Source organism: Pseudovibrio sp. JE062 (genome assembly GCF_000156235.1).
In the GTDB taxonomy this organism is placed as follows: domain Bacteria; phylum Pseudomonadota; class Alphaproteobacteria; order Rhizobiales; family Stappiaceae; genus Pseudovibrio.
The window spans coordinates 71,631-84,920 of the sequence record NZ_DS996815.1 but is presented as its reverse complement, the minus strand read 5'-3'; the positions used below and the strand labels follow the sequence as shown (position 1 = coordinate 84,920).

Genomic DNA, 13,290 nt, shown 5'->3' with positions numbered 1-13,290 from the left:
GATTAACGTCTCTCTCACTCATTCGGACCATGCCCTGCCCAACTGATGCCAGCGAGTTCTGACATTTCTTTCTTCCAGCTGGTGATGTCGTTGACTGAGAAATCCGAGATGTGTGCGTGTCCGCATGCACGGGCAAGGACTTTCATCAGCTCCACTGAGGCTGAGAAGAACTTCTCCAGGCGCTTAGCGGATTTTTCGACTTCCAGACGGGCGACGAGATGGTCTTTCTGGGTCGCGATGCCAACCGGGCAGTTGTTGGTATGGCATGCGCGCATGGCAATACAGCCAATGGCTTGCATTGGGGCATTTGCCAAAGCCACTGCGTCTGCTCCCAAAGCCATTGCTTTTACAAAATCTTCGGGCTTACGCAGGCCGCCTGTGATGACGAGTGTTACATCCCGCTGACCACTTCGGTCCAAATGTCGACGTGCTCTCGCGAGAGCCGGGATAGTTGGAACCGAGATGTTATCACGGAACACCAATGGAGACGCGCCCGTACCGCCACCTCGGCCATCGAGGATGATGTAGTCCACGCCCACCTCTAGCGCGGCATCGATGTCTTTTTCGATATGCTGCGCAGAGAGCTTGAACCCGATTGGGATACCGCCCGTTCTGTCGCGAACCTCATCGGCAAAATTGCGGAAGTCCGAGGGCTTCATCCATTCAGGAAAGCGAGCTGGAGAGATCGCACCTTCTCCAGGGTTCAGTCCCCTCACCGCAGCGATTTTTTCGGTTACCTTTGCAGCTGGCAGGTGTCCGCCTGTTCCGGTTTTGGCAGCCTGTCCGCCTTTGAAGTGGAAAGCCTGTACTCTTTCGAGCTGCTCCCATGAGAAGCCGAAGCGCGCCGAAGCTAGCTCATAGAAATAACGAGAGTTTTCAGCCTGTTCTTCCGGCAACATTCCGCCTTCACCGGAGCATATGCCAGTGCCGACACTCTCAGCACCGCGCGCGAGGGCAATTTTTGCTGGTTCAGAAAGCGCACCAAAGCTCATATCCGAAACGAAGAGTGGAATTTGCAGGCGCAGCGGCTTTTGCGCTTTGGGGCCGATAACCACATCTGTGCCAACAGGTTCCTCATCCAGACGCGGAGGTCTGTGCAGCTGAGCTGTCAGGATCTGGATGTCTTCCCATTGAGGCAGCTCAGTGGTTGGCACTCCCATGGCTTCGATTGCACCATGGTGGCCCGTCTGTTTCAATCCGGCGCGTGCGTAGTTCTGGATCAGCTTGTTGTGAGGTTCTTCTTCGGTGCCATGAAAGTCGGCATACTCACCAAGATACGATTTACGGAAGTACGGCTGAGGGTTGTCTTTTGCCCAGGCTTTGACTTCGTCTTCATCGACGTAGACAGCACCCTCTTCCACGAAATGGGTGAACTTTTGCAGGCACTCTTTGTTGTCGTAGGCACTGACACCGGAGTTCAATCGGTAATCCCAGTTATGAAGACCACAGATCAGATTTCGTCCTCTGACATACCCATCTGAGAGCAAAGCGCCACGGTGCAAACAGCGGCCATACAGGACGGAGATATCCTCATCAAACCTAACAATGACGAGGTCAACCTCACCAACAAGTGCATGAGTAGGCTTACGATCTTCCAGTTCATTTAATGCAGCAACTTGCACCTTACGCATTCAGCGGCATCCTTACGCTTTTACAGCCTTGCAGCTGTTTGAGTGCATTTCAAAAAGTCAGATCACCAAGCTATTCTACGTACTTATCCTTAACTGTTCTATTTAGCACAGTTGCAAAATACATGTCTGAAACATCCCGGTGCATTGATGTTGTAAGCTGAGAGTGTTCAAGAATAACTGCACCTGACTTTACCCAAAGTTAGTGCCTGACCTGCAAGAGACCATTACTGTTACGGGTAAAATGCATCTCAATCTGTTGCAGCTTCTCCCCCCGGATTACGTAGATTACATCCTAAAAACTTCAGTAATGACGGGATAGTAACGTTTAAACAAAGAAGCGTCAGTCTATCAAAATACACAGTGAGAAACACGGGAGCACTCGTAGAACCTTTCAGATAACAGCTGTGTTTTCTACGCGAGACAAAGAATAAGAGGACAAGGAAATCGGAGGCTAATAAATGTTTGAATGCAAGCATTTCCCCCCTTACTCTCTCAGGAAATCACCTGTGTTTATGAGAGATATCCATGAAGATTGCAGCTGTTACCATCTCTGATCGCGCCAGTGACGGCACCTATGAAGATAAAAGTGGCCCAGCTATTCTGGCTTACCTTGAGAATGCTGTTACCAGCCCATGGGAGCCGATCCATAAGATCATTCCAGATGGAATCGAAAGCGTCAGTACGACTTTGAAGCAGCTGGCTGACGAAGATGGTGTTGACCTGATCCTCACCACCGGCGGCACTGGCCCCTCTCCCCGCGACCTCACGCCTGAGGCCATGGAACTGGTTATGGAGAAAGAGCTGCGTGGCTTTGGTGAACTGATGCGTCAGTTGTCTCTGAAAGAGGTTCCAACTGCAATTCTTTCCCGCCAGACTGCTGGTATTCGCGGTAAGAGCCTGATCATCAACTTGCCAGGCAAGCCAGCCAGCATCAAAACCTGTCTTGATGCGGTTTTTCAGGCTGTTCCTTATTGTCTGGACCTGATTGGCGCAGGCCGCATTGAAACAGATCCAGACGTGATCGTAGCCTTCCGCCCGAAGGCGAAGTAAGAGCCTTACATCGGCATCCAGGTTGAATGGAGTTCCTGAGGTTCTTGTCTTCCCTTGGCTGGTCGTGTCTCATCGACCTTGCCGAGCGAGATAAAGCAGAGGAACTCTTCATTTTCCGAGAGGCCCAATCCTTTATGGAATGCAGGAGAACGCGCGCTGTCACCACTGGTGATCCGCGATGCATAACCCATAGCATGCGCGACCAGCACCATATTCTGCAAAGCTGTACCAGCTGAGAGCATTTGCTCATATTTGGGAATGCGGGTCTCATCGGAACCGTGAAAACACCCTACCAAAACGAGAAGCACTGGTCCTTTATGCGCTTTTTCCCTTGCGCGGGTTAGCGCTTCTTCGGTTGGTGTTGCCTGCGTTTCTTCGACGGCTTTTACAAAAAGCTCACCCAGATCATTGCGAGCGTCTGTCGGGATTTCCAAAATTCGGAAGGGATGCAGATGGCCGTGGTCCGGCGCTGCTGCGGCGGCTTCAACTATCAGCTTCATCTCTTCTCTGCTCGGCCCTGGAGCTTTCATCTGCTTCAGTGAGGCCGATGTGCGTGAGCGGATAATCTCGACTAGTTGTTGAGCGTTCATGATGACGCCTCTCGCCTTTAACTATTTATAGAATCGATGAAATTTGCATTCATACTACGCAGATGAACTGTCAGCCTACAAGAAGATAAGCATACCGCCTGCACTTTCAGCACCGCAGATCTGAGTTAGCCTGGCTGGACAAATACGCAATTTACCTTAAGGTAAACTGACATTTCCCAGTCAGTGACTGCAAACATATTGGGTGCGTATTATGGGTGTCTCTTATTTAAAGGTTGGTTTAGGAGCTATTGTTTTTATTGCCGCTGCGGGCTACGGCATCATTCGATCTGGCTATGTTGCTGAGTACGTCGACAACTCACGAAACATCGTCACTGCTCACCAGCCTTATTCCATAGATGAAGACGCTCAGGTTTTGCATTCCAAACTTCGGGTTGCTGATCTGCACAATGATGTTCTTTTGTGGGGCAGAGACATCACCAAAGCCTCTGAAACCGGGCATTCTGATCTCCCCCGGTTCGACAGAGGTAATGTTGGTGTGCAGGTGTTCACGAGCGTGACCAAGTCACCTCGGGGACAAAACTATAAGAACAACAGCTCTGACGCCTTTGACAACATTACGCTTCTAGGCCTTGTACAAGGCTGGCCAACAGATGCTTTGAATGACCTCTCCCGACGGGCCCTCCTCCAAGCCGCACGCCTTTACGCTTTAGAGAAAAGCCATCCAGATAAAGTCAAAGTCATTCACAACAGAGAAGAACTGGAAGCGGTTCTGGAAGCCCGTGACAATGGCTCCAAAGTGATGGCGGGCATCTTAGGCACTGAAGGTGGTCACGCGCTGGATGGCGACATCAACAATGTAAACCTGCTCTATGGTGGTGGGCTGCGCCTCATGGGCCTACATCACTTCTTTGATAACAAGCTAGGAGGCTCACTGCATGGTCTCTCCAAGGGAGGACTGACGGACTTCGGTCAAGACGTGGTGCGCCTTATGGAAGAAAAGAAGATGATCGTTGATCTCGCCCATTCTTCTCCGGCAGTGATTGCGGATGTGTTGGCGATGAGTACACGTCCTGTCATTGTCTCACATACCGGTGTGAAAGGTGCTTGTAACACTCCGAGGAACCTTACTGATGATCAGGTGAGAGCTGTCGCGGCTAAGAATGGATTGATCGGCATCGGTTTTTGGGCAGCAGCAGCCTGCGACATCAGCCCCAAGGGCGTCGCTAAGTCTATCGCATACGCTGTTTCTATCGCTGGTATCGATCACGTCGCCCTAGGTTCTGACTTCGATGGCTCTGTTACGACGGCTTTTGATGCTTCAGAATTTGCAGTGGTAACGCAGGAACTTTTGAACCTCGGCTTCTCTGAAGACCAGATTGCAGCCGTGATGGGTGAGAATGCCATCAGATTCTTTTTGGAAAATCTTCCACAAGGAGAACGCGGTGAAGAAACACTTGCCTCAAGCGATTGAACGCAAAAGCATTTTAGTGCGCACAGTTCACCTGTTAGATAAAGCGATCTAATTTTTCGGGAGAAAGAAAAATGGCGCACCGGGGAGGATTCGAACCCCCGACCCCCAGATTCGTAGTCTGGTGCTCTATCCAGCTGAGCTACCGGTGCGCGGTTTCTTGCGAACAAGAATTATATGTTGGCCTAGTGCTATCTAAACCATCTACTCTTTAGAAGAGAGTAAATGGCGCACCGGGGAGGATTCGAACCCCCGACCCCCAGATTCGTAGTCTGGTGCTCTATCCAGCTGAGCTACCGGTGCAGGCCGTGTTCCCTGCGGAACGGGGGTCTATGTAGCCGCCTTCCCCGACCTTGGCAAGCGCTTTAGCGAAGTTTTTTGAAGGGAATTTGCGTTTTGGGGATAACAATTTCTGACTATCAGAACAAAGACGTAGGGCATTGCACCCTAAACGTGAGAAAAGCTGCACTTGCAGGGTGCAGCTTTTCCAGAAATTAGCCCTTACTGCTGTCAGCCGGGAATAGTCTCGTAACTTTTTCAGCAGCTTGTACACCATGTTTGTATGGAAGCTGTATTTTAAAGCAGGCCCCAGTGGTCACATCTTTTTCCAATGTGATCTTTCCGCCATGGGCCACAACGATCTCTGCTGCGATCGCCAGACCCAATCCAGTGCCGCCAACCTTGCCCGAAGTCTGGAAGGCTTTAAACAGGCCCTCCTGTGCCTTGGCAGGTATGCCCGGTCCTGTATCTGACACATATATTGAGAGCATATCCTCTTCTACTTCAGAGTGGATCTCGATCCGACACACGACCTCAGATGCACCTTTGGATGCTTCCATCGCTTGCACCGAGTTTCGGCAGAGGTTGAGGAGGACGCGGAAGATCTGTTCCGGGTCAGCTTCCAGCTCCTGCGTCTCCGGCACATTCACATGCATCTCAATGCCTTTGGAATAACTGGAGAGGCCAAGAACCTCCTCCACATCGCGCAGGACAGATGCAAGACGGATAACACGTAGCTCTGGCGCAGCCTCCTGAACCTTGCCGTAGGACAACACTGCGCTGGTGTAGCTGGCCGCCCGATCAAGGGTAGCTAGAATTTTCGGAGCTACACGTTGCACAGTTGGGTCAGGGAGCATTTCCAGACGCTCCAGGAACAACTGTGCAGATGCCAGCAAATTGCGCATGTCGTGGTTGATCTTGGAGACTGCCAGACCCAATGCAGCCATACGGCGCTGCTGGTTCAGTGTCTGGTTCAAAGACTTCTGCATGGACTGCAGCTGGATCTCAGCTTCACCCAACTCATCAGAACGTCCGCTTGGCTTGATGATCTCACGTGCGTTTTCCGGAGATTCAGCAAAGCGCATCATGGAACCGGTCAGGCGCTGCAAAGGGCGCAACAGCAAGGAGCGGATGGACAGGTAAACAAGCGCAGCCGTCAAACAGGAGATGATGAGAGACAGCTGCAGAATGTTCAGAGCGTATTTCTGCAAGTCGTCACGCAGCAAGGACGCCGGGAAGACCATATCCACGCGTCCACCGGAGCGCATATCAATGTCGCCAATCACACGGATCTGGCCTGTGCGGGTTCCAGTCAGGAACTGAAGGCTACATCCAATAGCGTCCCAAGGCGAGTCCCGTGTCATATCGATCGTCTTGGTGATGTTCATTTGAGAACTGTCCATCGCGATCAAATTGCGGCGTTCACCAACTGCCAGAGAAATGGCCTGCGCGCCGGTTGCTTCTAGCAGCTCATGCTGAACCTGAGGAGACAGAGTCTCACTTTCGGACAGCAAGGTTGCCGCTACACCACCAACCGCCAGACGGTCACGAAGCCAGGTGTTTCGATAATTTGCAATTGAAGGGACAAAAATAAGAACTTCGCTGAGCATGACGAACAGGATCGTCAGCACAAGAAGTTTGCCAGAGAGGCCCATGCCACCGCGGAATAACTTGCGGCGTTTGCCTTTCGGAGATTCATCCGAGTTCAGCTTTTTCGGCGTGACCTCTGTTTCAGAGGTCACTCTCCCATTACTTTGAGCCATCCACCTACCTGATGAGTTGGTACACAATGATCGTGCAGCGCAGATTGTTGTTACGCGCTATGCCTTACTCATTTTTAGCAGATGACGTGTGCCAAGCAACACACTTCTCTCACAGCCGATCACAAGTGCGTCATCCAAATTTTCTCAGAAGCGCCAGAATTCTGCGAACCCAAGGATTTTTAGGGGCATCCGCATAATACGTAAGTGCAGCCCTGCGAATTGCTTCATTTAGTGTTGGGTACGGGAAGACAACACCGAGGAGCGCGCCGACTTTCAGCTTCTGCGAGATCATAAGAGCCAGTAGACCGATCTGCTCACCAGCACCTGGACCAACAATGGATGCACCCACGAGCTGGCCTTTGCCGTTTGTCAGTAGCTTGACCTGACCTTCGCCCTTACCTTCTGCCAGCGCTCTGTCGTTTCCGGAGAATTCGGCTGTGAGGACTTTCAATTTGTCACCATACTGCTCACGCGCTTGCTGCTCAGAGAGACCAACCTGACCAATCTCGGGTTCAGTATAAGTCACAGCAGGCATGGTGATGCTGTTGTGGTTGATTGGCATACGGAACAGGATGGAACGGATGACCAGAGATGCGTGCGCTCCTGCGGCGTGGGTGAACTGCGCACCACCCGCGACATCACCAATCGCATAAACCTTGCGGTTGGTTGTGCGTAGGCCATCGTCTGTCTTGATACCCTTGCGGGTGTACTCAATGCCAGCAGCTTCCAGGCCTAAGGAAGAGACATTTGGAGCACGACCAGCTGCGATCAGAAGATGCGTGCCTTCAACAGTGCCTTCGGCCTCATCATCCACTTTGATGGAGACTTTGACGCCACTATCAGTTCGTTCAACAGCATTGACCTTGGTGTTAGCAAGGATCTCAACGCCCTCAGCTTCCATCTTGCGAATGACTTGAGCAGCGTGATCCGGATCTGTCACCGCCAACGGGCGCAGAGCTTCGATAACAGTTACGCGACTTCCGAGGCGGCGATGTGCCTGAGCCATTTCCATGCCGATTGGACCTGCACCAATAATAATGAGGTGCTCAGGGCGTTCTGTCAGTTCAAAAAGGTTTTCGTTGGTCAGGTATGGCGTGTTTTCGATGCCAGGGATTGGTGGAACTGCTGCGCTGGACCCAGTGGCAACCACATAGCGACGCGCTTTTATGAGTTGTTCACCGACTTTTACGGTATCGGCAGAGATAAACTCGCCCGCTCCTTGAATAACGTTCACACCCAGCCCTTCAAAGCGCTCTACAGAGTCATGAGGGGCAATGGTCGCGATGACATCGTGGACATGGTCATTCACTTTAGAGAAATCGATCTCAGGCTCGTGTGCGCCTACGCCGAACTTTTCGGAGGAACGGAAAGTCGCCGCCGCTTTGCCTGCTGCGATGATTGCTTTGGATGGAACGCAGCCGTAGTTGAGGCAGTCACCACCCATTTTACCTTTTTCGATCAGAACAACATCCACGCCGAAGGCTGCTGCGGCAGCAGCGACGGAAAGGCCGCCTGAACCAGCGCCAATCACGCAGATGTCTGGGGTCAAAGTTTTTGCATTATTGTTATTGGTCATCGAGAAAGTCCGTAATTTCGAAATTGATCTTGTCTGAGAATTATTTGCCGCGGAAGCGCTGAATGATTGGTGGGATGAGCGCAACCAAGCCAAGAGCTGCAAATGCCCAGATCAATTCAGGTGTGATCAGTGCGGAGATCTCCACTTCGCATGTACCCGCTGCAGAACAACCCGGATTTGCCTGTTCCTGCGCGAGGATCACACTGTCCAGACCTGCACCAACGAAGGCATATGCGAAGGTGCCTGGGATAATGCCCACAAATGTTGCGATGAGGTATGTAGTCAGCGGAACGTGGAACAGCGCTGGAGCGATGTTGACCAGCCAAAATGGGAAGACTGGTGTCAGACGCAGGAAGAGAAGGTAGCTGAACGCGTTCTTGCGGAACCCTTCAGACATTTTATCAAGGAATGGCCCTGCTCTTTCTTTAAGTGTCGCACCAACAGAGGTTTTTGCTGCGATGAAGAGCAGTGCGGCACCAATGGTTGCTGCGACAACAGTGAGCAATCCACCAAAGAACCAACCAAACAGGAAACCACCGGCAATCGTCAGCAGAGATGCGCCTGGGAAGGACAGCGCAACTGCGAGCGTGTAGACTACGAAATAGATGAGTGGGGTCAGGACCGGATACTCAGCCAGATAATTTGCCAGCAACTGCTGATTTTTGATCAGGTTGCTGATCGTAATCTGCTGATGCCAACCCTGAGAGATGCCATAGGCGGACACGGCAAGGATAACAAATAGCAGTCCCCAGCGTTTGATGAAGCCAAGGGCTCCGTCAGCTGATGACTTGTTATCGTTGTGTTCCGTGATTCCCATGGGCTTTTCCTTAGGTGGTTTCAGAGTTCAGACCGATAAGAACCGAAACCTCTGTGTTCTTAGCCAATCTAAACCGAATAGGTTACTATGTTTTTTGCAGGCCAACTGCCTAACGAATTGATGCGTTAGAATTTTCATACAATCAGAAAGACCTCCGGTGTTATCACAGGTTCGTGCATTGCCCGTAGTTTCACTGGGTTTTGAATGGGGGGTAACACCTGTACACGCTCGCGTGAGGGAATAAAGAGTCAGGATATCGCAGATTCCAGCACAGCAATTATTGACTTGAAGGGCTCACACTAATATAAGCGCCGACGAATAGGAGTGCGTGTCCCATGCGCAAGGTCCTGTAACTTGAATAAAGTCGCGGTGACTTCGGGGACAAGACGCACAATCCAAATTAACGTTTAAGTTGGAGCCAATGGCTCTGCTAGGGTAATAAAATGAAGCGTACTTTCCAACCGAGCAACCTTGTTCGCAAGCGTCGCCACGGCTTCCGGGCACGTATGGCAACCAAAAATGGCCGCCAGGTTCTGGCACGTCGTCGTGCTAAGGGTCGTAAGCGTCTTAGCGCTTAATCGCGACGTTGCGCGGCGGCATTCACTTCATAAACATTGAACACAAGTTCCGCCGCAAAAACATGAAAACACTCAAAAAGCGCTCCGAGTTTCTTACCGTTGCAAAAGGCGGAAGGACAGCTCGGCGTGCTTTTGTGCTTCAAGCGGCTAAAACCCGCAGTGATGGCGCCCCTCGGATGGGTTACACGGTCACCAAGAAAACCGGGAACTCAGTTGAGCGCAGTCGTATTAAGCGCCGACTACGAGCCGCTGTCGCATCTCTCGATTTGGATATTGCCCAGACTGGCGCCGACTATGTTCTGGTTGGCCGGAGAGCAGCACTTTCCCAGCCCTTCGAGGATCTTCTAAAAGATCTCAAAGGCAGTGTGAAGAATGCGTTCAAGCCTCGCAAATCTCGCCCTATCCGATCAAAACCGAATTCGCTGGCAAATTCTAAACCTCCACATGATAAAGTGCAGGCGGACTGACCAGTGATGAATGTTTATTCCACCCTTTTGAAAATGAGTGATCCAGTCGATGAACGATAATCGCAATATGATCGTAGCGATCGTCCTGTCGCTGGTTGTGCTATTGGGCTGGCAATATTTTATTGCCGGACCACAGTTAGAAGCTCAGCAGGAAGCGCAACAGGCGCAGCTGGCAAACGATGCACAACAAGCCGGTTCCAGCTCCCCCGTTGCACTGCCTGAAGGTGCATCCGGCCAGGTGACTGCCCCAGGAACCGAAAGCGGAACCGCTGCGCAATCATTCGTCAGTCGCGAACAGGCACTGGCTGCATCTCCTCGTCTGACCATTGATACCCCTAGCCTCTCCGGCTCCGTAAACCTGAAGGGTGCGAAGCTGGATGACCTTCGCCTGAAGGGCTACCGTCAGACCATCGCCAAGGACAGCGAAACCGTTGTTCTGTTCTCACCAAAAGGCAGCCCTGCTCCTTACTATGCAGAACATGGCTGGGTTGCAGACCCGGGTGTACAGATCAAGCTTCCAAACGCTGAAACCGTCTGGACTGCAGAGACTTCCGGCAATCTGACCCCATCTTCTCCAATCGTCCTGAACTGGGACAATGGTGAAGGTCTGGTGTTCAAGCGTACCTTCTCTGTTGACGAGAACTACATGTTCACTGTCGATCAGGAAGTTCAGAACAACTCTGGTCAGAACGTTCAGCTGTACCCATATGGCCTGATCGCACGTAACGGTGAGCCTGAGACCGCTGGTTTCTTCGTTCTGCACGAAGGTCTTATTGGCGTGATTGGCGACGAAGGCCTGCAGGAAATCAACTACTCTGATCTGATTGATGACGGCAGCATTCGCCCAGGTCGTGCCAACATGGGCTGGCTCGGCTTTACCGATAAGTACTGGGCGGCAACTCTGATCCCAACTCCGGGTACAGAATTCCAGCCGAACTTCTCTTACAATGCACGTACTCAGAACTTCCAGAGTGACTATCTCGGCAGCGCAACACAAGTAGTTGACGGCGCGAAGATCACCAACTCTTCCCTGCTCTATGCTGGTGCGAAGATTACCAGTCTGATCGATGGCTATCAGAATTCCTACGATATTCTGAACTTCGACCTGATGATCGACTGGGGTTGGTTCTACTTCCTGACCAAGCCGATGTTCTGGACCATTGACTGGCTCTACTCTCTGGTTGGTAACTTCGGTATTGCGATCCTGCTCGTAACCGTGATTGTGAAAGCAATCTTCTTCCCGCTGGCTAACAAATCCTACGTCTCCATGAGCCGTATGAAGCTTGTTCAGCCGAAGATGACTGAAATCCGCGAGAAGTATAAGGACGACAAGCAGAAGCAGCAGCAGGCCATGATGGAGCTGTATAAGACTGAGAAGATCAATCCGTTGGCAGGTTGTTTGCCAATGCTGATCCAGATCCCGGTCTTCTTCTCGCTCTATAAGGTTCTGTTCGTCACCATCGAGATGCGCCATGCACCGTTCTTCGGATGGATTCAGGATCTTTCTGCTCCAGACCCAACCACCATCTTCAACCTGTTTGGTCTGATCCCTTGGGATCCTCCAACATTCCTGATGATTGGTGTTTGGCCTCTGATCATGGGTATCACCATGTTCCTGCAGATGAAGATGAACCCGGCACCAGCTGAGCCTGCACAGCAGATGATCTTCAACTGGATGCCAGTGATCTTTACCTTCATGTTGGCGACCTTCCCAGCTGGTCTTGTGATCTACTGGGCATGGAACAACACCCTCTCTGTTTTGCAGCAAGGTGTTATCATGCGTCGTCAGGGCGTAAAGCTTGAGTTGTTTGACAACTTGAAAGCGACTTTCAAGCGCAAGCCTAAGGAAGAGAGCAAGTAAGCTTTCTCAGATGACAGAGATTGAAAACGCGGTCTTAGGGCCGCGTTTTTTTCGTTGAATGAACCGTTGTTATTGGCAGAGTTCTGGTGTGCCGGACATAAAGGCAGAGCATTGCAAAACACCACTCGACCAAATCGAGATTGCAGGTTAAAAGGCAGGGCATGAGCTCAGAAAAAGAATATTCAGCAGAACAACTGGAGGCGGGACGCCTTCTGTTTGCGCGTCCTTGGGAATTCATTACCAGTGTGAAAGAGATGCATCAGCTTCCTGTGCTTGATGGCATTGAGATCGCTTTTGCTGGTCGTTCCAACGTTGGTAAGTCCAGCCTGATCAACAAGCTCACCGGCAAGAAGGCGTTGGCTCGTACGTCCAACACGCCGGGCCGTACGCAGATGCTGAACTTCTTTGGTGCTGAGCACTCCATGCTCAAGATTGTCGACATGCCTGGCTACGGTTACGCGGAAGCGCCAAAGGGTATGGTGGATGCGTGGACCTCACTCATTTTTGATTACCTGCGTGGCCGAAGCACCTTGCGTCGTGTTTTTTCACTGATCGACTCACGCCACGGCATCAAGAAGAACGATCTTGATGCTATGGCGATTCTGGACAAAGCTGCGGTTCCTTATCAGGTCGTGCTTACCAAAGCCGATAAACTGAAACCGGGACAGCTTCAGCGCATGAAAGAAGAGACGCTGAAAGTGCTCGCGAAACGTCCTGCTGCACATCCGGAAGTCATTGCCACCTCTTCGGAAAAAGGCCTTGGCATGGATGATCTACGCGCTGAGATCGCTCAGCTGGTCAGCTACGGCTAACGATTTCAAGGTGCAGGGCTCATAATTCTCTGCGCCTTTTCTATTTTGGACGGTGGTCCTGCAAACATATCCGACTGCCCTTGTCCATCCTGCAATTTGTTGAAAATCCCTTGTTCTCACGTTTTGCTGCCTTTTCCCCAAGCGCCCTTAACCTCTTCTTGACCTTGGGTCAATTTACCCCCCGAATATAGACAGACCGTCGTCGAAGGGGAGGTCGTCGAATGTCTGGAAAAGACAAACAAGATCACAATCACAGTGCTGCTGCGAAGAAAAGGGGATGAGGTATGTGCGCAACTCCATCCCTCCGTCATCATTGGGCGCTCGTACCTGAGCACGCGATTACCAATGCACTGACTTATACGTGGCGTTTCATTCATACTCTGCCGACATTGTTGCTGGCAGGTCTGAACTTCAAGAAATGGTACAAGGCCCGGCAG

General features: G+C 51.5%; 11 protein-coding genes and 2 tRNA genes. 6 read left to right on the top strand and 7 right to left on the bottom strand.

Features of this window, described 5'->3' with window-relative positions:
- Positions 1-14 precede the first annotated feature (14 nt).
- Positions 15-1,631, bottom strand: a complete 1,617-nt coding sequence (locus tag PJE062_RS22930; protein ID WP_008552424.1) for a glutamate synthase-related protein — start codon at positions 1,629-1,631, stop codon at positions 15-17.
- Positions 1,632-2,156: 525 nt separating this feature from the next.
- Here PJE062_RS22930 and mog point away from each other — a divergent pair.
- On the top strand, positions 2,157-2,681 hold the full coding sequence (mog, locus tag PJE062_RS22925) for a molybdopterin adenylyltransferase (protein WP_008552317.1): 525 nt from the start codon (positions 2,157-2,159) through the stop codon (positions 2,679-2,681).
- Between the two features lie 5 nt (positions 2,682-2,686).
- On the opposite strand, the gene PJE062_RS22920 is transcribed toward mog, so the two are convergent.
- Complete coding sequence (locus tag PJE062_RS22920) at positions 2,687-3,271, bottom strand: nitroreductase (RefSeq protein WP_008552290.1); 585 nt, start codon at positions 3,269-3,271, stop codon at positions 2,687-2,689.
- A 211-nt stretch (positions 3,272-3,482) separates the two neighbouring features.
- Here PJE062_RS22920 and PJE062_RS22915 point away from each other — a divergent pair, with 211 nt between their 5' ends.
- Positions 3,483-4,703 carry a dipeptidase gene (locus PJE062_RS22915; RefSeq protein WP_008552490.1) on the top strand — a complete coding sequence of 407 codons (1,221 nt, stop codon included), beginning with the start codon at positions 3,483-3,485 and terminating at the stop codon, positions 4,701-4,703.
- A 72-nt stretch (positions 4,704-4,775) separates the two neighbouring features.
- On the opposite strand, the gene PJE062_RS22910 is transcribed toward PJE062_RS22915, so the two are convergent.
- The 5 genes from PJE062_RS22910 to PJE062_RS22890 all read right to left on the bottom strand — a co-directional run bounded on the left by PJE062_RS22910 (position 4,776) and on the right by PJE062_RS22890 (position 9,135).
- Positions 4,776-4,852: transfer RNA gene (locus tag PJE062_RS22910), tRNA-Arg, on the bottom strand.
- 74 nt (positions 4,853-4,926) lie between these two features.
- Positions 4,927-5,003: transfer RNA gene (locus PJE062_RS22905), tRNA-Arg, on the bottom strand.
- Positions 5,004-5,194: 191 nt separating this feature from the next.
- On the bottom strand, positions 5,195-6,721 hold the full coding sequence (locus PJE062_RS22900) for a HAMP domain-containing sensor histidine kinase (protein WP_008552367.1): 1,527 nt from the start codon (positions 6,719-6,721) through the stop codon (positions 5,195-5,197).
- A 151-nt stretch (positions 6,722-6,872) separates the two neighbouring features.
- Positions 6,873-8,318 (bottom strand): NAD(P)/FAD-dependent oxidoreductase, encoded by a 1,446-nt coding sequence (locus PJE062_RS22895; protein ID WP_008552438.1) that lies wholly within the window; start codon positions 8,316-8,318, stop codon positions 6,873-6,875.
- A gap of 40 nt (positions 8,319-8,358) precedes the next feature.
- Entirely contained in the window at positions 8,359-9,135 is a 777-nt protein-coding gene (locus PJE062_RS22890) for a TVP38/TMEM64 family protein (RefSeq protein ID WP_008552392.1), read from the bottom strand.
- 443 nt (positions 9,136-9,578) lie between these two features.
- Between PJE062_RS22890 and rpmH the strand changes: the two genes are divergently transcribed.
- The 4 genes from rpmH (at position 9,579) to yihA (ending at position 12,853) form a co-directional block, all read left to right on the top strand.
- Positions 9,579-9,713, top strand: coding sequence for a 50S ribosomal protein L34 (rpmH, locus tag PJE062_RS26200; RefSeq protein ID WP_014283918.1), 135 nt, complete (start codon positions 9,579-9,581; stop codon positions 9,711-9,713).
- A gap of 62 nt (positions 9,714-9,775) precedes the next feature.
- A complete protein-coding gene (gene rnpA, locus PJE062_RS22885; RefSeq protein ID WP_208609119.1) occupies positions 9,776-10,180 on the top strand; it encodes a ribonuclease P protein component in 405 nt (134 codons plus the stop codon).
- 49 nt (positions 10,181-10,229) lie between these two features.
- A complete protein-coding gene (yidC, locus tag PJE062_RS22880; RefSeq protein WP_008552446.1) occupies positions 10,230-12,041 on the top strand; it encodes a membrane protein insertase YidC in 1,812 nt (603 codons plus the stop codon).
- A gap of 161 nt (positions 12,042-12,202) precedes the next feature.
- Positions 12,203-12,853, top strand: a complete 651-nt coding sequence (gene yihA / locus PJE062_RS22875; RefSeq protein WP_008552284.1) for a ribosome biogenesis GTP-binding protein YihA/YsxC — start codon at positions 12,203-12,205, stop codon at positions 12,851-12,853.
- Positions 12,854-13,290: the final 437 nt, after the last annotated feature.

Bases quoted from the DNA above. Each gene is read 5' to 3' on its own strand.
- PJE062_RS22930 (WP_008552424.1), bottom strand. From the start codon at position 1,631: ATGCGTAAGGTGCAAGTTGCTGCATTAAATGAACTGGAAGATCGTAAG.
- mog (WP_008552317.1), top strand. From the start codon at position 2,157: ATGAAGATTGCAGCTGTTACCATCTCTGATCGCGCCAGTGACGGCACC.
- PJE062_RS22920 (WP_008552290.1), bottom strand. From the start codon at position 3,271: ATGAACGCTCAACAACTAGTCGAGATTATCCGCTCACGCACATCGGCC.
- PJE062_RS22915 (WP_008552490.1), top strand. From the start codon at position 3,483: ATGGGTGTCTCTTATTTAAAGGTTGGTTTAGGAGCTATTGTTTTTATT.
- PJE062_RS22895 (WP_008552438.1), bottom strand. From the start codon at position 8,318: ATGACCAATAACAATAATGCAAAAACTTTGACCCCAGACATCTGCGTG.
- PJE062_RS22890 (WP_008552392.1), bottom strand. From the start codon at position 9,135: ATGGGAATCACGGAACACAACGATAACAAGTCATCAGCTGACGGAGCC.
- rpmH (WP_014283918.1), top strand. From the start codon at position 9,579: ATGAAGCGTACTTTCCAACCGAGCAACCTTGTTCGCAAGCGTCGCCAC.
- rnpA (WP_208609119.1), top strand. From the start codon at position 9,776: ATGAAAACACTCAAAAAGCGCTCCGAGTTTCTTACCGTTGCAAAAGGC.
- yidC (WP_008552446.1), top strand. From the start codon at position 10,230: ATGAACGATAATCGCAATATGATCGTAGCGATCGTCCTGTCGCTGGTT.
- yihA (WP_008552284.1), top strand. From the start codon at position 12,203: ATGAGCTCAGAAAAAGAATATTCAGCAGAACAACTGGAGGCGGGACGC.